The 20,963-nt window shown below is 64.1% G+C and carries 17 protein-coding genes; 11 read left to right on the top strand and 6 right to left on the bottom strand.

Annotation, left to right across the window (positions count from 1 at the left end; all coding sequences use genetic code 11):
- Window positions 1–6 precede the first annotated feature (6 nt).
- The 5 genes from RT97_RS05625 to RT97_RS05600 all read right to left on the bottom strand — a co-directional run bounded on the left by RT97_RS05625 (window position 7) and on the right by RT97_RS05600 (window position 6,640).
- Window positions 7–582 carry an OmpH family outer membrane protein gene (locus tag RT97_RS05625; protein WP_042577776.1) on the bottom strand — a complete coding sequence of 192 codons (576 nt, stop codon included), beginning with the start codon at window positions 580–582 and terminating at the stop codon, window positions 7–9.
- Window positions 583–838: 256 nt separating this feature from the next.
- A complete protein-coding gene (locus tag RT97_RS05620) occupies window positions 839–1,225 on the bottom strand; it encodes a hypothetical protein (protein WP_042577775.1) in 387 nt (128 codons plus the stop codon).
- Window positions 1,226–2,080: 855 nt separating this feature from the next.
- On the bottom strand, window positions 2,081–2,944 hold the full coding sequence (locus RT97_RS05610) for a DMT family transporter (protein WP_253278142.1): 864 nt from the start codon (window positions 2,942–2,944) through the stop codon (window positions 2,081–2,083).
- On the bottom strand, window positions 2,937–5,144 hold the full coding sequence (pabB, locus tag RT97_RS05605) for an aminodeoxychorismate synthase component I (protein WP_080898184.1): 2,208 nt from the start codon (window positions 5,142–5,144) through the stop codon (window positions 2,937–2,939). The genes RT97_RS05610 and pabB overlap by 8 nt, the downstream gene beginning before the upstream one ends.
- A 482-nt stretch (window positions 5,145–5,626) precedes the next feature.
- Complete coding sequence (locus RT97_RS05600; protein WP_253278141.1) at window positions 5,627–6,640, bottom strand: tyrosine-type recombinase/integrase; 1,014 nt, start codon at window positions 6,638–6,640, stop codon at window positions 5,627–5,629.
- 352 nt (window positions 6,641–6,992) lie between these two features.
- Between RT97_RS05600 and yjjJ the strand changes: the two genes are divergently transcribed.
- A complete protein-coding gene (yjjJ, locus tag RT97_RS05595) occupies window positions 6,993–8,390 on the top strand; it encodes a type II toxin-antitoxin system HipA family toxin YjjJ (protein WP_042577771.1) in 1,398 nt (465 codons plus the stop codon).
- Between the two features lie 332 nt (window positions 8,391–8,722).
- Here yjjJ and RT97_RS05590 read toward each other — a convergent pair whose 3' ends face one another.
- Window positions 8,723–9,526, bottom strand: a complete 804-nt coding sequence (locus RT97_RS05590; protein WP_042577770.1) for an IclR family transcriptional regulator — start codon at window positions 9,524–9,526, stop codon at window positions 8,723–8,725.
- 135 nt (window positions 9,527–9,661) lie between these two features.
- Between RT97_RS05590 and RT97_RS05585 the strand changes: the two genes are divergently transcribed.
- From RT97_RS05585 to RT97_RS05540, 10 genes are all read left to right on the top strand, one after another.
- Window positions 9,662–11,419, top strand: coding sequence for an FAD-dependent oxidoreductase (locus RT97_RS05585; RefSeq protein WP_042577769.1), 1,758 nt, complete (start codon window positions 9,662–9,664; stop codon window positions 11,417–11,419).
- A gap of 32 nt (window positions 11,420–11,451) precedes the next feature.
- Entirely contained in the window at window positions 11,452–12,228 is a 777-nt protein-coding gene (locus RT97_RS05580) for an SDR family NAD(P)-dependent oxidoreductase (RefSeq protein WP_080898183.1), read from the top strand.
- A gap of 73 nt (window positions 12,229–12,301) precedes the next feature.
- Complete coding sequence (locus RT97_RS05575; protein ID WP_042577767.1) at window positions 12,302–13,501, top strand: ABC transporter substrate-binding protein; 1,200 nt, start codon at window positions 12,302–12,304, stop codon at window positions 13,499–13,501.
- A gap of 58 nt (window positions 13,502–13,559) precedes the next feature.
- On the top strand, window positions 13,560–14,483 hold the full coding sequence (locus RT97_RS05570) for a branched-chain amino acid ABC transporter permease (protein WP_042577766.1): 924 nt from the start codon (window positions 13,560–13,562) through the stop codon (window positions 14,481–14,483).
- Window positions 14,480–16,258 carry a branched-chain amino acid ABC transporter ATP-binding protein/permease gene (locus tag RT97_RS05565; RefSeq protein ID WP_042577765.1) on the top strand — a complete coding sequence of 593 codons (1,779 nt, stop codon included), beginning with the start codon at window positions 14,480–14,482 and terminating at the stop codon, window positions 16,256–16,258. Before RT97_RS05570 ends, RT97_RS05565 begins: the two co-directional genes overlap by 4 nt.
- A gap of 17 nt (window positions 16,259–16,275) precedes the next feature.
- The gene (locus tag RT97_RS05560) at window positions 16,276–16,986 is read left to right on the top strand and encodes an ABC transporter ATP-binding protein (RefSeq protein ID WP_042577764.1); all 711 of its coding nucleotides are present in this window, start codon (window positions 16,276–16,278) and stop codon (window positions 16,984–16,986) included.
- A 32-nt stretch (window positions 16,987–17,018) separates the two neighbouring features.
- Entirely contained in the window at window positions 17,019–17,978 is a 960-nt protein-coding gene (locus tag RT97_RS05555; protein WP_042577763.1) for an MBL fold metallo-hydrolase, read from the top strand.
- 180 nt (window positions 17,979–18,158) lie between these two features.
- Window positions 18,159–19,049: a DMT family transporter gene (locus tag RT97_RS05550; protein WP_052810583.1), complete on the top strand. Its 891-nt coding sequence runs from the start codon at window positions 18,159–18,161 to the stop codon at window positions 19,047–19,049.
- A gap of 16 nt (window positions 19,050–19,065) precedes the next feature.
- Complete coding sequence (locus tag RT97_RS05545) at window positions 19,066–20,241, top strand: NADH:flavin oxidoreductase/NADH oxidase (RefSeq protein ID WP_042577761.1); 1,176 nt, start codon at window positions 19,066–19,068, stop codon at window positions 20,239–20,241.
- A gap of 15 nt (window positions 20,242–20,256) precedes the next feature.
- Entirely contained in the window at window positions 20,257–20,952 is a 696-nt protein-coding gene (locus RT97_RS05540; protein WP_042577760.1) for an EthD domain-containing protein, read from the top strand.
- Window positions 20,953–20,963 lie beyond the last annotated feature (11 nt).

Below are 20,963 nucleotides of genomic sequence, written 5' to 3'. Positions count from 1 at the left end.
TGCCAGTCACTGCGCCGCAGGGGCAGCAGTCGCGAGCGCTTTCATCACCTCGTTAGTGATGTCCACCGTTGGCGCAGCCATAACGGCATCCTGCAGTATCAGGTCGTACTTTTCCTGCTTGAAGATCTGCCGGATCGCACGGTGTGTCAGGTCCCATAGCTCGGACTTCTGCTCGTTGAGGCGCTGAGCCACCTCTTCATTGAACTCAAGGAGCTTTCGCCTGAGGTCGCGTTCCTGATCGAGCAGTTCGCGCCGCCTGCGACCGATATCGTGTTCGGACAGCGTGGGTCCATCCTTATCCAGTTGGTCGGCCATGGCCTTGAGGTGAGCTTCCAACTCATCCAGTTGCTTCTGTCGAGGGCGGATTTCGGCAGCCAGCTTGTCCTGCATAGCCCTGGCGGGGAGCGACAGGAGCATCGCGCGCTCGAAGTCCACGTAGCCGATCTTAAGTTGCTGAGCTAGCGCGGATGAAGGAGCCAGAAAGAGCATGCACGCCGCCGCCGCACCGGCGGCAAAGACAACCGCTTCACGGCGGGCCACCGCGCAGGCAGCCACCGCAATGGTCTGAATAAGTCTGTTCATTAGAATGCCCCTCCGACGTGGATGTGAAAGCACTGGATGTTATGCGGCGCCCCATAAACAGCCGTTCCTACACGCAACGCTCAGACGTCATTGGGCAGCTCTGCAGGTTTCAAAAGCCTCTGTCGACTCTCTGTGAAGACGGTCACCGACCGTCCGCTTTTGGCCGACTGTAGCCTGTCGCGCCGCCGTCGTGAACGGGCCATAAGCCGAAGTTCGCTGTTCTCGAAAGCAGTCGTCTATCTGCTCACATCTGTGCTCACCAAAGGTCCAGTCGGTCAAACTGAAACCGGACAGTTTCGGCACCAGCCGGGACATCCCCGAAGTTGAAGACAAAGCCGCGAACCTGGACCAGTCCCTCAGCTTGATCGACTACTTCGCCGCAACCGCGATACCCGGAGCCCCCGTGGCGCTCCAGCCGCTCTGCACCAACGAGTGCTTTCTCGTCCGCCGGCCAGTCTTGTAGGTATGGAGACTGCAGTTCGCCAACCATGATCGGATGCAGCAGGTTGGGAACTGTTTGGCCAACCTTGTAAGAGCACTGGAAGCAGAAGGCCACCACCGTGGCCACATCGCTGGAAAGTGTGACATCGGCGTCCTCGCTATCTGAAAGCCAGTTGATGCTCGAAATGGTGAGGTGACTCATCGAAGGTACGATTCTTGGCTTAGTTGATAGTTTGTCTCGGACGACCGCTGCTGGCCGACTGTAGCCTCGCGCCAGGTCGGAGCAAAGGGCCCTAGCGGTAGTCAGGGGGGCGCGAAGTGGTCGATCAAAAGCGCCATTCCCCAATGCATGTCAACCCTCCTGTCGGCCGCCGAGGACACTCGTCCATTGGCGATGCTCCAACACCGGAACTAGGTCTTGCACCGACTGGAAGTTGGCCAAGTAGGGCCGTGCATGGGTCTGCAGTGCAGGCACAACCGCCCGCGAAAGCGCGACATCGAGGGCCTTGCGGTCTCTACAGGGAAAGCGAGACGCATCGCCGCCCACTCCAAGCTTCGCATTGAGGCCAGCAGCCTGACCCGTGGGAACGCCCACGAAGTCTGGGAAACCAGCCCACTGCTCAGACCCGAGCGAGGGGGTGCCGGGGAAGACCCATACCTCGAACTCAACACCGCTCGACCGTTGCGAAAAGTGGATGAAGTGGAACAGGTCATCGTGCACTTTCCGATGGAAAGTGCAGCCACGTCCTCCGCCGGTAGTGAAACCCCATAGTGCCACGACCGGCTCAATGATGCGCCCCACAGAACTGTCGAATTCGCGCTCACGCATTCTTTGGTCTCAAGTCCTAAATTGGTCGGCTTCTGCGCTGCAGGTCAACCTTGCGACGCGCCAGTGACCGCTACCGGGCCCGTTATGCCGGCGTGCCGAACGGCCGCTCCTGGCCGAAACCGGCCGGACGGGCCAGTTGTTGTTTAGGACTTTGAAGCGCTGAATCGGACTTTAAGGGCAGGAACGCTGTGGCGGCCCACGTGTGATAGTGAATATGGGGACCTTGTACTACGGGCGCCGTGACATCCACACGGTGAGGGCACCCGCTGCAATGATCAGGACCACACCGGCGAGCGCCTCGAGCCGAGGCATGTCGTCCCAGACGACATATCCCAGCAGCAGCGCCCATACGATGAGGCTGTAGCGGAAAGGCGTGACGACCGAAAGGTCCACGCCGCGGCAGGCGACGATCAGGGCGTAATTGCCCAGCGCCGCACAGCCCGCAGCCGCCGCCATCATGGCGAGTTCGTGGCGCGTGAGTGGGGCCCATCGTTCCACCACCCCCAGCAGCAGGCCGGACAGGCACACGGCAAATGTGGTCGCGAGGGCGATGGTCGCCGAAGGAATCGTGTCGGGCATGCGCCGAGTCACCAGGTCGCGCGCGGCGAGCGAGGCAGCGCACAGCAGTGCACAAGCGTGTCCTGCAGCCGGCACTTCGATGCGCGCAGACGGCTGAATGACCAACACCACGCCGGCGAAGCCGGCTGCGGTCGCGACCAGCCGGCTGCCTCGCCACGGCTCCCAGCGCAGTGCCATCGCGGCAGCGGCGATCATGAGCGGCGCGGTCATCATCAGCGTGCTGACTGTGGCGAGCGGCGCCAGCGACAGGGCGATGACGGACGCGAGTGCCGTGGTGATCTCAAGCCCGCAGCGCAACCCGACAATGGGCCGCCGTGCGGCTCGCCATCCGGCACGCGTGCCGCGGGCGATGGCCAGCACAAAGACGCCGGCGAAGGCGCCTCGGACCGCAAGGACCTGGCCGGGTGGGAGGTTCTGCGCGGCCAGTTTGACGAAGACATCATTGAGGACGTAGCACCCCATGGCCACCAGCATGAGGACGATGCCCCGGCGATTGGCCTGCGCGCTAGCCATGGCCGAGCGAAGAGGGTGGCGAGGGCGAGGGCGTGTCAACGGCTTCGCGCAGCCCCGTCGCTGACAGCTTCTGCGGCTCCTGCGCAGCGACAGGCTCGGTGGCTGCATTTTCGTCTGACGCCATGCCCGGTCGCGGTCCTAGCGGCGCACCGCACAGTTTGAGGACGTCCCACAACGCCTGTGCCTTGAGAACCACCTCGTCGACTTCGGCATCTGGGTCCGACATCGCGACGATGGCGCCGCCGGCACCGATGGAGACGCGGCCATTGGCAGAGACCAGGGTGCGGATCACGATATTGAGCTGGGCCGCACCGTTGAGCGAGAGATAGCCGATGCTGCCTGAGTAGATCCCGCGGGCAGTCTGCTCGAGTTCATCCAGGATCCGCATCGTGCGCACCTTGGGCGCGCCGGTCATGGAGCCGCCCGGAAAGGCCGCGCGCACGCAGTCGACGGCGCCAAGGTCCGCGCGCAGCCGCCCGCGGATCGTGCTGACCAGTTGATGCACGGTGGCATAGGTCTCCACCGCGAACAGGCTGGGGACGTGAACGCTGTCGATCTCGCAGACCCGGTTGAGGTCGTTGCGCAGCAGGTCCACGATCATCAGGTTCTCCGCGCGCGTTTTCTCATCGGCGACCATGGCTTGGGCGATCGCGGCGTCTTCGGTCGGCGTCGCGCCGCGCGCTGCGGTGCCCTTGATGGGCTTGGACTCCACGTCGTGGTCGCCGGAGATGCGCAAGAAAAGCTCTGGCGATGCGCACAGCACGGCATAGCCGCCGATGCGCAGGTAGGCCGCATAGGGTGCGGGGTTGCACCGGCGCAGGGCGCGGTAGACCTCGAACGGGCGGATGCGTCCTTCGCCGACCAGCTGGTTCGTGAGGCAGACTTCGTAGGTCTCGCCCTGAAGAATCTCGTGCTGGCAGCGAAGGATCAGTTCGCGGTAGCTCGCCAGGTCCACCTGCCATTTCAGCGAATGCAGATCGCTGGCCGCTTCCTCGCTGAGGTCGGACGCGCACGTTGGCGGGCTGTTCAGGCGATCGCGCATCGCCTGCATCCATCGGCGGTTCTCGCTGCACGGTGCGGCCTCGTCCAGGCAGACGATCCAGACTTGCTGCTCGGCATGGTCGAAGGCGAGGAAGCGGTCGGCAAGGATCCACATGGCGTCCGGAGTGGTGGCGTCATGCGCGTGCGCGCCGTCCAGTTCCCGCTTGAGCTCGTAGCCGAAATAGCCCACGAAGCCGCCGGCGAAGTCGAAGGGGAGCGTCGGGCCCGCGGGAGACATGTCGGGCAACTGATCGCGCAGATAGTCGAAGATGTTTTCGTCGCGCACCTGGACGACGTCGCCGCGCCGCACCATCAGTTCGCGCGGCGCGGTGCGATAGTTCAGCACCTGGGTGCGCGGGCCGCTCGCATCGCCCATGAAGGAAAAGCGCGCCCGCCCCGCCTCTGCGAGGCTGCTGTCCAGCCAGAAGGCGCAATCGCTGGGTGCGAACGTGCTCATGAACACGGCCTCCGCCTCAATCACCGTGTCGAGGCACTCGGCATGCAGCGACAACGCATGCGGGCCTTCGAGGCGCAATGCTGATCCGAGACGATCGTGCGCCTCGCGACGAGGCGTCTGCGCGTGCCATTCCTGCGTCAGGTCACGGAAATTGCGCAGCAATCGCGCGCCGAACTCCGTGCAGATCGACTCCGGGTGGAACTGCACTCCCCACCAGGGTCGCGAGACGTGGCGAAGCGCCATCAGCGTCCCGTCGGACGTCCAGGCAAGCGGTTCCAGGGAGGAGGGAAGCTGCGTGACCGCCAGGGAGTGGTAGCGCACCGCCTCGAAGCGATCCGGAATGCCTGCAAACAGGTCGCGCTGCGCGTGCGAGACACGGTCCAGGCGGCCGTGCATGGGTCGCACCGCCAGATCCACCCGGGCACCGCAATGGTGGGCAATGGCCTGGTGGCCGAGGCACACGCCGAGCACGGGTTTGCGCGAGTGCTGCAGCGCGTCGGCCGAGATGCCCAGATCCGCTGGCCGCTGCGGACGCCCGGGCCCCGGTGAGATCACGATGTTGTCGAATGACATGCGCTCGACCTCGTCCCAGCTCATCTCATTGTTGCGCAGAACGAGCGGTGGCTCGCCGTTGCAGGCGGCCAGGTACTGATAGAGGTTGTAGGTGAACGAATCGTAGTTGTCGATCAAGAGCGTGCGCATGGATGCTCCTTGGGCGGGTGGCGGACCGCTGCATCGTTGAAGATCCGCCCCAACCTCGCAACTGCACTATGTGTTAGTTGCGTGATGGACGGTCGGCATGCACAGGCGCGCGTTGCGGATCCCGCAGATCGGCTTTTCGCGTCACGTGGACGCCCGCGTCATCAACTGAGGCACCCTGTGGAACAACGTGGCGGAAGCCGGCGGGCCTTCAGGTTTTCAGGCAAGCCACGGTGTGGCGGAAATGGGGTTCTGGCTAGCGACATGCATTGCCCGACTGCGTCGGCACCGGCTGCGGCGTTGCAGAACGATCGAAGCAGACCGCACGGCTGAGCGCACTCCTGCACATTGCGCCATGGAGGGCGGTCGCTCTGAGCGATTCGCTGTGGAGCTGCCTGCCGCCTGGCAATGTCAACGACGGTCGCGGAACCGTCGCCTGTCCGACGCCGAAGGGGCACCGGGGCGTCGCGAGGAAAACATGAACATCACACGACATCGACCACGCCCGGCAATACCCGTTCGTAGCGTTTCATCTTCGCCGGCTCGATGCCCAGCCATCGGGCCACCTGCTCGGGCGACGTTCCGCGGCGCAGTTGCCTGAGCGCAAAGGTGTGTCGCAGCCGAAACGATCCGCCCTCGCGCGAGTCCATGCCGGCCTCCTCGAGCACTCGTCTTGCGGACTCGTACTGAGACGGCTTTTGCCACTGTTTGCCGGTTCGCGTGGAAGGGAACAGGAATTCTCCTCCCATGCCTGCCTCGGCGCGTACGCGCAGCCAGTGTTGCAGCAACTCACCCGCCCAGGGCGCCACGGGCGTCTCGCGCGCCGTCGAGTTGCCGTACGCGGGGACATGCAGCTTCCACGGCCGTTCGCGCACGCGGCCGCCTTGCGCAACGGGCGACGCCAGGGTCAACGCCCGCACGTCACCGGGCGTGAGGCCAGCACCGAGCTGCAGGCCGATCGAGGTCCTGTTGCGCACCTCGTGCCAGGTCATCTGTACCTGGGCATCGCGAGAAGCGCCCGGCCGGGGCCGGGCGGCCGAGAGAAACGCAATCAGCCGTCTCGCCTCGCTCACCGCGAGGTATTCTGGCAATGGGTCGGTATCCGGCGCGTCGGCATGGCGCACTTTGGGATGGGCAGCGATCCAGTCCGCGGCGGCGGTATTGACCGGCGAATCAGCTCGAGCCGCGTGGTGACGCAGCACCCGGTCGATCAGTCGCATCAGTCGCAACGCGTGGCGAGGCGTGAGCGACAGGTCCGAGGTTTTGCGACCGAATCGAGCATCCTGGAAAGCCTGCAGGTCGGCTGGGCAGATTGAGGACAGTCCCACCGCAGGTGATTGTCCGAGGCACCAGCCCGCGAAAGCCTCCCACATGTCCCGGTAGACGGCCACCGACGCGTCCTGCCGCATCAAGCCGGAATCGCGCTGATCCGCGATCCAGGCCTCGAAAGCCTGCGTCATCTCATGATGTTGGCCCGGGGCGGGCATCTCGTCGAACAAAGGGAGTGATTCAGCGACCATGGCAATCGGCGAAATGAAAACATACTAACGGGATACCCGTTTGTTGGAAAGCCGTTGCGGCAGTGCAGAGCGCTAGGTTCCGGTTGATGCTTATTGCCTAACCGCTTCCCGTTAGTATGTTTTTAACGTGACTGTCACCTTGCTTCTGCAACTCGATCGCTTGTCTAGCGCCTTGATGCAGGACGTACGCGGGCCGAAGGCGTAGCCGCCAGCTCTTCCTGCAATTCACCGCTCTTGTAAAATCGTTTCATACATCGTTTCATTGGACGAGCAAATTTCCGGTTGTCTGCGGTTGCATTTGACGCGGATATGAACTCTGATATCGTTTCACATGGCTGCTGATCCTGTCACTATCCTTCGTGCCAAGGGCCCTCTTCAGGCGGCTGCGCTTGCCGATGCGATGGGCGTGAGTCGTCCGACACTGAGCCGGGCCATTCGCACTGCGGGCGCGGCGGTGGTCGTGCGCGGAAGCGCCAGGCGCACGACATATGCGGCGCGGCGCGCCCTGAGGGGAGACAATGCGCCGATTCCGCTCTTCCGGATCGACCGACGGGGAACTCAACACCAGGTGGCGGTGCTGGACCTGGTCCACCCCGACGGCACGGCCGCCGCGTTTTCCGAGGGATTCGGGTGGCCCTTGGACGACGAAATGAGACGGGGCTGGTTCGAAGGCCTGCCATACATGATGCAGGACATGCGGCCCCAGGGCTTTCTCGGGCGAAACTTCGCTCGACACCACGCCGCCCTGCTGAAGGTGAGCGAGGACCCGGCGAACTGGTCCGATGACGACGTCCTTTATGCGCTGTCCCTGCTGGGGACTGACGCTCCTGGCGACCTGCTGGTCGGCGAAGTGGCGGCCAGGAGGTGGCTCGAGCAGGTTCAGGCGCTCAGCGACGGCACAGGACCGCAGGGCATCGCCGATGACCAACTGGGCGAGGCTTACCCCCGCCTCGCGACGCAAGCGCTGGAACTCGGGGTGGCTGGCTCGTCGGCCGGCGGCGAATTTCCGAAGTTCACTGCCATGCGGCACACGGCCGGCGGCGATCAGCATGTTCTGGTGAAGTTCTCAGGCTCGGATGATTCTCCGGGCACCCGGCGCTGGGCGGACCTGCTTGTGTGCGAGCATCTTGCGGCTCAAGCACTGACAGACCGCACGGGCATTGAGGTGGCCCGATCCAGGATCCTCGTCCTTGCGAACCGAACGTTCCTCGAGGTCGACCGATTCGACAGGCATGGAGCCATCGGTCGTTCTCCGGTCGTTTCGTGGAGCGCTCTGAATTCAACCTTCGTCGGCGCCGGTGGCCGCCCCTGGGCAGAGGGCGTGCGACCACTGGCTGCGTCCGGGTGGATCACCAACGATGACGTTGGCCGGATCGGTCTTCTCGGGCATTTCGGACAACTCATCGGCAACACCGACATGCACGACGGCAACCTGTCGTTCCGGCCTGTCTCGGTCGGTGGCCAGGCGCAGCTGCAGCTGCAGCTGGCACCGATCTATGACATGCTGCCGATGACCTATGGTCCGGTGCGCGGCGTGGAATTGCCTCATCGAACCTATGCACCGCGGCTGCCGCTGCCGTCAGAGCGAAACGCGTGGAAGCAGGCGGCAGAGGCTGCGGTCGCGTTCTGGGACAGTGCGGCGGCTGACGGCCGAATCAGCGGCGAGTTTCGCGCGGTGTGTGCCCAGAACGCACGAGCGCTTCGCCAAGCTGCAAGCACGCACAGTTGAGACACTTGGCGCCGCGGCAGCGCCACTGCAATACGGCGCAATCACGGCCTCCTCCCGCGGTGCCTGCCACGTCACCCCAGGGGTGTGGGTCACTGCCCCAATCCACGCGATGCTGGCTGGCGTCGGTCCTGCCAATCCGGCAACCGCGAGTCGTCGCTGGCGAGCAGAAGTTGCTGCGACCTTGACCCCCAGGCCAGCGGGTCGCGGCTTCGATGGCCCGCGCGAGCCCGAAGTCCAAGGTGCGGCGGCGCACGAAGCGCGGCGTGCACCTTGAGCCAGCCAGCGGCTACGAAGATGTCGACGGATGCACTGATCTCGTCTGGCTGTGCAGATCAATGCCCCAGTCGCTTCGAAACGTCCACGCCGCAGGCCTTGACGGCCGTCGCCTGGGTCCCCGTCCAGCTCGTGTCAAACGATCTGGACCGTCCCATCAAGGTGATGCCGAGAACGATGTTCCCAGAATAGTCGAAGACCGGCGCTGCAAACGAGCAAACACCCGGCGTCGGATTGTTCACTGACCGCGAAACGCCGTGCTTGCGAACCTCGCCGAGCATGCCTTGCAGATCGCCAGAGTCGATGGGCTTTGCGATATCCGGTCCCAGGCGCCGCTCGTCTTCGAGCAGCGACTCTTCGATCAGCTTGGCCGGCAGGTAGGCCGCAAAGAGGCGCCCCGTGGCCGTGCCCGCCAGCGACATTACGGTTCCGGTCCGGATGTTGGTGTGCAACGGATAGATGGCGTCAAACAGGAACACCACCGTGGGACCTTGATTCCCCCAGACCGACAGTGCCACGCTGTGCCCCGTCTCCCGCGCCAAGGCCTCGGCGAAAGGCGTCGCCTCTCGAACAGGATTCAGCATCCTCAGCGTGACCAGGCCGAGCTGCATCGCCGTCGGGCCGAGCCAGTAGTGGCCCGTAGAGGCCTCCTGGGTAACCAGCCCTAGCTTCGCAAAGCTCACCAAGTAAGGGTGCGCTTTCCCCGGTGCCATATCCGCCGCCTTGGCGAGTTCTCGCAGCGGCATAGGACGTCCATGCGCACCCAGCGCAAGCAGCAGTTGGCCACCAGCCTCGATGGATTGGATACCTCTGCGCTCCTTCTCTGAGCCCGACTCGTTTCCTTCGTTTTCCAGCGCGGTCATGGATGCCTCCTAACGCTTCGAGTATAGCAATCCCATTAGCCTAGGGTAAACGATCAGCATAGGAAAGATGCGTTAGCACCATACTAACGCCATCAGGTCGACAAAGGCGGCCTCTACTTCAAGGAGTTTTTGGTCATGAGCAAGCAGGAGACGGAGTACGACGTCCTGGTCGTTGGCACCGGCGCGTCCGGTATGTCGGCGGCGGTGACGGCGGCCCATCACGGATTGAAGGTCCTAGTCGTGGACAAGGCGCCGGTCTACGGCGGCACCACCGCGCGATCGGGTGGCTGGCTCTGGATTCCGGGCACCAAGCTCGCACGCGATCAGGGCATCAACGAACCGCCTGGTGCTGCGCGCGCATACCTCGAACATGAAGCGACCACGCATTTCGATGCCGCACGGGTCGACACCTTCCTGGAGAACGGCCCCAAAGCCTTCGACTTCTTCACCCAGAACACCTGCGTGCAGTTCGACATGCCGCCCGTGTTTCCCGACTACCACGCCGAAGCACCCGGCGGCCAGCCAGGCGGGCGCTCCATGGTGACTCGTCCCTTCGACGCGCGCGAGCTCGGCCCGCGCGTCAAGGAACTGGCGCCGCCGGTCCCCGAGTTGACGGTGTTTGGCATGATGTTGGGCTCCGGCAAGGAGCTCTGGCACTTCCTGCGTGCCTTCAAGTCCTTCGAGTCGTTCTTCTACGTGGCCAAGCGTTTCGGCGGCCACCTGCTCGATGTCGTACGACATGGCCGTGGCATGACCCTGACCAACGGCAATGCCCTTGCGGGACGTCTCGCCAAGGCCGCGATGAACCTCGACGTTCCGGTGTGGCTCAACTCGAACGTCGAGAAGCTCATCACGGAAGGCGACGCCGTGGTCGGCGCCCAGGTCGTGCGCGACGGCAAGCCTGTCGATGTCCGGGTCCGGCGCGGCGTCGTCCTGGCCTGCGGTGGCTTCCCCTACGACATCGAGCGTCGCAAGCAGCTCTTTCCCCACGCGCCGACCGGCCACGAACACTACACGCCGTCGCCGGCCCTCAACACCGGCGACGGCCTTCGCCTCGGCGAATCCGTCGGCGGCTGGGTCGACCCCACCATTCCGAATGCGGCGGCATGGTGCCCGACCTCGGTGACGCGGCGCAAGAATGGCTCCGAAGGCGTCATGCCTCACTTCATCGACCGGGCCAAGCCGGGAGTCATCGCCGTGACCCAGAAGGGTCGGCGCTTCACCAATGAAGCGATGTCGTACCACGACTTCATCCAGGATCTGGTCAAGGCCTGCGAAGGCGCTTCGGAAGTGACGTGCTGGGAAATCTGCGACCACAAGCATCTGCGCGAATACGGCATGGGCTGCGTGGCGCCGTTCCCGCTGCCCATCGGCAGGCACCTGGCCACGGGCTACCTGAAATCCGGCAACACGCTGCAGGAACTCGCCAAGCAAATCGGCGTGCCGCATGCCGCGCTGCAGGAAGAGGTCGAAGCGTTCAATCGCGACGCGGCCCAGGGCGTCGACACGAAATTCGGCAAGGGCACCACTGCCTACAACCGCTTCCAGGGTGACTCGATGGTGACGCCCAATCCGTGCATGGCACCCATCCGCCAGGGTCCGTTCTACGCCATCAAGATTGTCGTGGGAGAGATCGGCACCTTCGCCGGCCTGTCGACAGATGAATCCTGCCGCGTACTCACGAAGGACCGCCAACCGATCAAGGGCCTGTACGCCATCGGCAACGACGCCGCCAGCATCATGGGCGGCAACTACCCCGGTGCCGGCATCACCCTCGGCCCGGCGCTGACCTTCGGCTATGTCGCCGGCCAGGCTCTCGCGCGAGCCATCGATAGACAACCGGCGGAAGTGGTGCAGTTGGCAGCGCAGCGCCAGCGCGTCCTTGCCGCCTGAAACGTCGCACGGACATGAAACAGGAAAGACGAATGGAAATCTCCCCAAAGATGGCCCCCCAGGTCCTCGAAGGACGCATCGCGCTCGTGACCGGCGCAGGGCAGGGCAACGGCAAGGCCATTGCCAAGGGCCTTGCCAAGTCAGGCGCCAAGGTCGTCGTGACAGACCTGAACGACGCGAACGCGAAGGACGTGGCCGCTGAAATCAATGCCGACGGTGGCACCGCGGTCGCCTACAAGCTCGACGTCACCTCCCGTGATGCCTGCCAGGCGCTCGCACTGACCGTTGCCCACGAGGTCGGCAACGTCGACATCCTGGTCAACAACGCCGGCATCATCATTCGCGAAGGCCTGGACAGCCCGAAGGTGGCGTCGAACCTCGAGCGCACCCTCGAAGTCAATGTGATGGGGACCTTCCTCCCGACGCACGCCTGGCTCGAATCGCTGAGGAAAACGAAGGGCTGCATCATCAACGTAGCCTCCATCGCCTCCAGCACGGGCATCCCCAATGTGGTGGGCTATTCGCCCTCGAAGGGCGCGGTCAAGCTGATGACGCAAGCCCTGGCTGTCGAACTCGCGAAGGACGGCGTTCGCGTTAATGCGATAGCGCCGGGAGTCATCGAGACGCCGATGACCTCCTACACGCGCGAAGCACCCGAGCGCCTCGACAAGTTCATGCTGCGCACGCCCATGGGCCGCGTGGGGCAGCCCGAGGAACTGGTCGGCCCCGTGGTCTTCCTCGCCTCCGGCATGGCCAGCTACGTGACCGGAGTGATGCTTCCAGTCGACGGCGGCTTCCTGGCCAGTTGAGCTTCCACCCATCTCGTTTTCCCGTTCGCAACCCCGAACTCGCCGAGTTCAGAAACCCTAAGAGGAGACAACCATGCGCACCCCTACATTCTTCAAGCATGCCGTTTTGACCGCCAGTCTTGTCGCGGCCGCCGCCACTGCGAATGCCCAGGACGTCAAGCTGGGCTACAACGGCGATCTGTCCGCGTCGCCCTCCGCACAGAGCGGCCAGGCTGCGGTGCTCGGCATGGAAGCCGCCATCGCCGACATCAATGCTACAGGCGGCGTGCTCGGTAAAAAGTTGACGCTCGTGACACGGGACGACACGTCCGCTCCGCCCAAGTCGATTCAGAACATGAGCGAGCTTGTGGACAGCGAGAAAGTCTCGGCCGTCTTTGGCCCGACGAATTCGGGCAACGCCATGGCCTGGAAGCACATCGCCAATCAGAAGAAGGTGCCGGTGATCGGCAACGTGGGCTCGGGTACCGACATTACCAAGCCCGTCAGCCCCGGTGCCGACAACTACATGTTCCGCGTGTCGATGGTTGACCGTGAGCAGGTAGCGGCGCTGATGGCCTATGTGAAGAAGAACTCCGCACAGTCGAAGGTCATCGGCCTCATGGCAGAAACCACCGGCTATGGCCAGGGCGGGCTGAAGGACATGGAAGAGCTGGCCAAGATGCAGGACATCAAGATCGCCGCCACCGAGCGCTTCGGTGTGGGCGACACCGACATGACCTCCCAGTTGAGCAAGATGAAGTCTGCCGGCGTCGATACCGTCGTGGTATGGGCACAGGGCACGCCGATCGCGCAACTGGTGCGCAGCATGGAGAAGATCAACTACTTCCCGCTGGTGCTGACGTCCTGGGCCGCGGACAACATCACGTTCTACGACGCAGCTGGCAAGGCGCTCGCCGAAAAACCGATCTTCATGCGCACCGTCAGCGAGACGCGCACGCCCGCTCAGCAGAAGCTTTTCGATCGCGTCGGCCCCAAACTCAAGGCGCCAGGCTCGTTCTCCTTCGCGCTCCACGGCTACGACTCGGTGCAGCTGTATGCGGCTGCAGTCAAGCAAGCCAACAGCTTCGATGGATCGGCCGTGCGCGTTGCGCTGGAAGACCTGAAAACACCCGTTCAGGGAGTTCTCAAGACTTACGTCAAGCCTTTCAGCAAGACCAACCACGAAGCCTTGACCGCGAAGGACCTGGTGTGGATCCGCTGGAAGGACGGCAAGCTGCTGCCATACACGGACGCCATCGTCGGATCGCTGTCCGGCGTCGACTTCAAGCAGTAACGCGCTTCGCATTTGCGGGCCGCGACCTGCGGCCCAGTCCATCATCTCGGAGGCAAATATGACAGAGGCGCTCCTGCAAGCGATTCTCAGCGGCTTGGCTGTGGGCGGTGCCTATGCCTTGGTCGCACTCGGTTTCAGCATCACTTTCACCACCACCAAGACCCTGAACTTCTCGCACGGTGAGTTCGTCTCCGCCGGTGCCTTCATCGGCATGAGCGCGCTCTTTCTGGTTCTGGGTCTTCCCGTGACCTCGACCACTTTCGGCCAGGCATTGCCCGGTGCCGGCGCCCAACTCCTGGCACTGGCTGCCGCATTGGGTGTCATGGGCCTGCTCGGCTGGTTGCTTTATGCCATCGGCGTGCGGCCCTTCGCAGGGCGACCGGGCATGGCATGGGTCATGAGCACCCTGGGCTTCGGCGTCATCCTGCAAAGCATCGGACTGGCGATCTGGGGGCCCAAGCCCGTGGTGGTCCCTGGTCCGGTGGGCGACTCGGTCATCCGCATCCTCGGCGTCGGAGTCCGTCCGCAGGAACTGCTCACGCTGGCCGTCGCGGTGGTCATCATGATCGGCTTCGATTTCGTGATGAACAAGACGATGGTGGGCAAGGCCATGCGCGCCGTCGCGGCGAACGGCAACGTCGCCAGCCTGATGGGCATCAATACCAACGCGGTCATGGTCGGTGCCTTCGTGACCAGCTCGGCACTGGCAGGCCTGTCGGGTTTCCTGCTGGCGCCGATCGCGCAAGCCTCGCTCTTCATGGGTCTCACAGTGGGCCTCAAGGGCTTCTCGGGCGCCATGATCGGTGGCCTGAGCAACCCGCGCGGATGCGTCATCGGCGGCTTCGTGCTCGGCGTCCTCGAATCGCTGGTCAACCTGTGGCAGGCCCAGTGGCGCGAGGTCGCAGTCTTCGCTCTGGTGATTCTGGTCCTCGCCTTCCGTCCGACCGGGCTGTTCGGCAAGAAACTGGTGGAGAAGGTATGAAGCACGGTCAACATCTCCTGGCCGTCGTTCTGGTCGCTGCCGCCCTGATCGGCATCACCTCGCTGTTCGGAAACGACTACTACCTGCGCATCGTCTTCATGATGTGCGTCTACTACCTGTGCGCCGCTGGCATGAATGTGCTGGTCGGCTATGCAGGACAGAAGTCGCTGGGCCAGGCGGGGCTGTTCGCAGCCGGTGCCTATGCAGTCGCGTTGTTGACGACGCGGACCGAAATGAACCCTTGGCTGGCGCTTGTGATTGCCGCCGTCGTCTCCGGGGTCTGCGGCGTCTTGATCGCTCTGCCGTCGTTGCGGGTGAAAGGGCCGTACCTGGCCATGGTGACGCTGGCCTTTGGCATCGTCGTGGAGAAACTCGTGGGCGAGTGGACCGACGTGTTCGGCGGCGCGCAGGGCATCTACGGCATCCGGGCATTGTCATGGAACGGGCAGCCGTTGACTTCGGAACAGTGGGTGTGGTTCGGCATCGCCCTTTGCGCCATCACGCATCTGCTTTTGCGCAACCTCCTGCAGGGTCGATTCGGCCGGGCACTCCAGTCGCTGCAGGCGGACGAGATCGCCTCGTCCTCGGTGGGCGTGCGCGTCTATCGCGCCAAGGTGATCGCCTTCGTCGTGGCGGCCGTCACCTGCGGCATCGCCGGCGCGCTGGTTGCCCAACAGAACCAGTACATCAATTCCGACTTCATCACCTTCCACCTGTCGATCTTCATCTTGTTGCTGGTGCTGTTCGGCGGCGCCGGTTCTCAATACGGACCGCTGGTCGGCACCGTGGTGCTCACAGTCATCGACGCTGCCCTCGCGCGATGGCCTTCAGCGCAGCACTTTCTCTATGGCGTCCTGCTGCTCTTCGCCCTGTATGTCATGCCGGGTGGGGTCACGGGGCTGCTGTCGAAGTGGTTTCGCAAGGAGGCGCGACCACCCGAAGTTCGCAACGCTGCGGCCGACTCGACGCGCATCGGGCCCGAAGGCACGGGCGAACTGCTGGTGGTGGAGGGTGTGACCAAGAATTTCGGGGGCGTGAAGCCGGCGCAGGACGTATCGTTCCGGCTGCAGCGCGGCCACATCCATGCGCTGATCGGACCGAACGGTGCAGGCAAGAGCACGATGATCAACATGCTCACCGGGCTGATCGATCCGACCGAGGGTTCGATCAAATTCCTGGGAGAGGAAGTCTCGGGTCGGCCCGTGCACTCCATCTGCTGCAAGGGCATGGGACGAACTTTCCAGAACCTGCGGCTGTTCGCGGAGTTGTCGGTGCTGGACAACGTCATGCTGGGTCGTCACAGCCGCATGACCAATGGCTTCTTCGCATCGCTGTTCTCCCTGCCGAGCGCTACAAACCAGGAGGCAGCGACCCGGGCCCGTGCCCTGCAACTGCTCGATCTCGTAGGTCTGCTGCACCTGGCTCACCACGCAGCCGGCAGCCTGCCCTATGGCCTGCAACGTCGCGTCGAGCTCGCGCGAGCATTGGCGACCGAGCCTCAGCTTCTGTTGCTCGACGAACCTGCCGCGGGCCTGAACCCTCAGGAGACTGCCGAGCTGGGCCAGCTGCTGGTGCGCATCGGCAAGTGCGGCGTGAGCATCCTGATGGTCGAGCACCACATGGACCTTGTCATGTCGATCTCGGACCATGTGATCGTGCTGGACTACGGCATCAAGATCGCCGAAGGCAAACCGGCCGAGGTGCAGGCCAACAAGCGGGTCGTCGAGGCCTATCTTGGCGTCGACGAGCCCGAAGAAGCGCTCGCTGCCGCCTGACCTGAAAGTCGAACATCATGTTGAAACTCGAATCCGTCAAGGTCGCGTACGGCGCGATTCAGGCTGTCAAGGGCGTCAGTCTCGAGGTGCGCAAGGGCGAGGTGGTCACGATCATCGGCGCCAACGGCGCTGGCAAGAGCACTTTGCTCAAAAGCATTTGCGGTCTGGAGCCGGTGTCCGAAGGCCGCATCCAATTCGATGGCAAGGACATCACATCGGTGAAGTCCCATGACCGTGTCGGACTCGGCATCGCCATGTCACCGGAAGGGCGGGGCGTGTTCGCCGACCAAACGGTGCGCGAGAACCTGATGCTCGGTGCTTACTCACGCCGCAAGGACGTCGCTGCGACAGCCGTAGCGGTCGAGCGCGAGTTCAAGCGCTTTCCGCGGCTGCGGGAGCGGCAGGACCAGTTGTCAGGCACCCTCTCGGGCGGCGAGCAGCAGATGCTCGCGATCTCGCGCGCGCTGATGAGCGAGCCTCAACTGCTGCTGCTCGACGAACCCTCGCTTGGCCTGGCGCCGCTGATCATCAAGGACATCTTCGATGCGATCCGCCAGCTGCGCGAAGCCGGCCTGACCATCCTGTTGGTCGAGCAGATGGCCAAGCAGGCCCTGGGGGTGGCCGACCGCGCCTATGTGCTTGAAACCGGACACATCACCCTGGAGGGCACGGGCCGCGCACTCCTGAACGACCCCAAGGTCAAGGCCGCCTACCTCGGCACGCACTGAGCCTCTCTCACCATTCATTCCAGGAACATCCCATGAGCCAAACCAAGAAATTCGCGTCCCAAGCCGACCTCGAAGAGAAGAAGGTCACTTTCAGCCAGATCTCGGCGCATGCCTGGGCCTACACGGCCGAGGGCGACCCCAACACCGGCATCATCATCGGGGACGATGCCGTGCTGGTTGCCGACACACAGGCCACGCCCGCCATGGCACAGGACGTCATCCGGCGCATCCGCGAGGTCACCGACAAGCCGATCCGGTACGTCGTGATGACCCACTACCACGCGGTGCGTGTGCTGGGCGCCAGCGCATATGGCGCAGAACAGATACTGGCCAGCCAAGACACGTATGACTTGATTGTCGAGCGCGGCGAGCAGGACAAGGCCAGCGAGATCGGCCGCTTCCCGAGGCTGTTCGCCGGGGTCGAAACCGTGCCTCCGGGTATGACGTGGCCGACCATGACCTTCACCGGCAAGATGACGCTGTGGCTCGGAAAGCTCGAAGTGCAACTGCTGCAGCTCGGCCGCGGTCACACGAAGGGCGACACCGTGGTCTGGCTCCCCGGCGAGAAGGCGCTTCTGTCGGGTGACCTGGTCGAGTTCGGTGCCACGCCTTACGCGGGCGACGCCTACTTCAAGGACTGGCCGCAGACGCTGAACAATCTGGCTGCACTGAAACCCAAGGCGCTGGTGCCGGGCCGCGGTGCCGCGCTGACTACCCCCGAGGACGTTACGAAGGGCCTCACGGAGACCCGCGACTTCATTGCCGATGTGTACGCGAACGTGCAGAAGGGCGTCGCCGCGGGCAAGGATCTGAACGCGATCTACAAGGACACCTTCGCCGCACTCAAGCCCAAATACGGACATTGGGTGATCTTCGACCACTGCATGCCCTTCGACGTGACACGGTGCTACGACGAAGCGACGCAGTACACCGACCCGCGCATCTGGACCGCCGAGCGTGACGTCGAGATGTGGAAGACGCTTGAAGGCTGAACCATCGAGCAGGGGCGTACTGGGTGCACGAGCGATCGATCGAAGGTTGGTGCCGGTGGATTTCAGCGAGGCTGCGGTGGGCTTGCTCGTGCGTGCATGCGTCTTCCCCTGTCTGATCGCGCGACGTTGCCGACAACGGGTCAAGGGCGCCTGATGTCCCACACCGGAAGCTCGAACGCCGTGCAGCCCATCCTGATCGCGGCCATGGCGATCTGGGGTTTGAATGTTGCCGCAGTCAAGGTTCTGACGGGGGTTTTCGACCCCATCACGCTGGCTGCCTTGCGCATGCTCGTGGCCTGCGCTGCGCTGTCGATCTTTGTGCTTTGGAAAGGCCACCGCCTGCCTTCGATGTCGCTGCGCCGGGGTACGGCGATCGTCATCTGCGCGTTGCTCATGGTCTACCTCAACCAGATCCTGTTCGTAGAGGGGCTGACTCGTTCCACCGCGACAAACGGCGCTCTGATCATGGCCTTGAGTCCCTTGGTTTCGGCGCTGCTCGCTGCAGTCGCCTTCCGCGAGCGACTGTCTGCCTCCAGGCTGTTCGGCGTTGCACTCGGCTTCGTCGGTGTGGCGGCCGTCGTGTTGAGCCACCCGGGCGCAGGTCTGTCCACGGCAGGCGTGGGTGACCTCATGCTGGTCGCCTCAGTGATCAGTTTTGCCGCGGGCGGGGCGATCGTCCAGCGCTTGGCCCGCCACATGCACACCGCGACCATCAGTTGGGCCATCTATCTGGTCGGAGCGGCGTTGTTGACGCTGCACGCCGGTCTCGAGGCGCCTGCCCTGGACGTCGCAGCCTTGTTTCCGGGCTGGCGACCCTGGGTGTTCATCCTGTTCTCCGGCGTCATGGCCACCGCGCTCTCCAACCTCGTCTGGAATCACGCGATCTCACGGATCGGGGTGGCCCGGACGGCGGTGTTCCTGTATTGGGTTCCCGTGTTCGGCGTTGCCTTCGCGGCATTGCTGCTTGGCGAGCGGCTGACGCTCTGGCACCTGTTCGGATTCCTGGCGGTGATGTGCGGCACGTACCTGGGGACGCGGCGGCCGTTGACGCCGGCGCCCATCTGTCCTTGATCTGAAAGTCTTCGTGATGACCTCTGATGAACCCCTCTTGTTCCAGCCGCTCCGGCTGCGCGAGCTCGAACTGAAGAACCGCATCGTGATCTCGCCAATGTGCCAGCATGCGGCCGAGGCGGGCCACGCCACGCCATGGCACCTGGTGCACCTCGGGAAGTTCGCGCTGGGCGGAGCCGGCTTGATCCTGACCGAAAGCACCGCCGTCGATCCCCGCGGTCGCATCGGCACCGCCGATCTCGGTCTCTGGAAAGACAGCCAGATCGCGCCGTTGAAGGCGGTGGTCGACTTCGTCCACGAAAATGGCGCCGCCATCGGCGTCCAGCTGGCGCACGCGGGCCGGAAGTCCGGCAGCCAGCCCCTCTGGGAAGGTGGGGCCGCGTTGTCGGAGCCGCGCCTGGCCGCCGACGGCGAACCATGGGAGCGCCTCGGTCCCAGCGCCTTGGCGGCGGGCCCCGGCTGGACGGCGCCCACCGCCCTGGATGCCGAGGGCATCGCCCAGGTCGTGCAGAGATTTGTCGAGGCCACTGTCCGCGCAGAGGCCGCAGGCTTCGACGTCGTGGAACTGCACTTCGGCCACGGCTACCTGATCGCCAGCTTCCTTTCGCCCAACTCCAACGTTCGCAACGATGAATGGGGCGGCGACTTCGCTGGCCGAATGCGCCTTGCGCTCGAAGTCGCACGCAAGGTGCGTGCTGCGTGGCCGCAGGGAAAGCCGGTGTTCTGCCGCTTGTCGGCGGTCGATGGCAGCACCGGCGGTTGGAGTCTCGAGGATTCGATCGTGCTCTCCCGCGAACTCGCAGGCTGCGGCGTCGATGTGATCGACTGCTCCTCAGGCGGATTGACCGAGGAGACGCGGGCGCTGCCCGTGCCGCGCGGGCTGGGGTTCCAAGTTCCGTTCTCGGAACGCATCCGCCACGAGGCACGGATCAAGACCCAGGCCGTAGGAATGATCGTCGATGCGCTCCAGGCCGAGGCCGTGCTCGCGGATGGGAAGGCCGATCTGATCGCCCTGGGTCGCGAAGCCCTGTTCGATCCCTACTGGGCGCATCACGCCGCGCTCTCGTTGGGCGTCGATCCGGGCTATGCGCGCTGGCCGGTCCGCCACGGGGTGTGGCTCGCCAAACGCGCCCCGGGCCTGGCGCGCGCGCGTGCGCAGGCCGCGGACGCACTCATCCACAACCTCGGATAGACAAGGAAACACGCCATGAACGTCAGAATGGGATTGATCCGGAAGAAGCGCGACTGGACCTTCGAGGACTTCAACGCCTACTGGAAAGGCCCGCATGCCGCCTTGGCTGCGAAAGCGCCCAACCTGCGCGCCTACTGGCAGAACCCGGTGGTGGACCGCGTGCAAAGAGGCATCGACTTTCTCCGTGGCCCGTGGGACTTCGACGGCTTCTCCCAGCTCTGGTTCGATGATGCGAAGGAATCCGAGCGTGCATTCAGCGAAGGCACGCTGGCCGCCGACCTGATCGCAGACGAAAACCACTTCCTTGGAGGGCTTCACATCGTCACGGCCGAGCAGTCCGTCGTGATTCCGGTGCCAGGCGACGATGAACGCGCCAGGCTTCTGAAGCGCATCTCCGTGATCCGGCGGCTTCCCAGCTTGAGCGAAGAAGACTTTCGCCGCGAGTGGCGGATCCACGGCGACCTGGTGCGAGAGATGCCTGGGGTCAGCGGGTATCGACAGAACGTCGTGGCGGTCCGCGAACGCGAGAAGGGCACTCCCTGCGACTATGACAGCCTTCCCATCGACGGCATTGTCGAACTGTGGTTCAAGGACGCACAGACCTTGCAGGATGCGTTCGCCTCGCCCACCGGCCGAACCACGATGGCCCATGCCAGGACTTTCCTCGGCGACATCACAGCCTTCCTTGTCGATGAGCGGCGGGTCGTCTGAAGCGCTGGAGA

Source organism: Variovorax paradoxus, from assembly GCF_000834655.1.
GTDB lineage: Bacteria > Pseudomonadota > Gammaproteobacteria > Burkholderiales > Burkholderiaceae_C > Variovorax > Variovorax paradoxus_F.
This window is presented reverse-complemented; position numbering and strand designations above follow the sequence as displayed.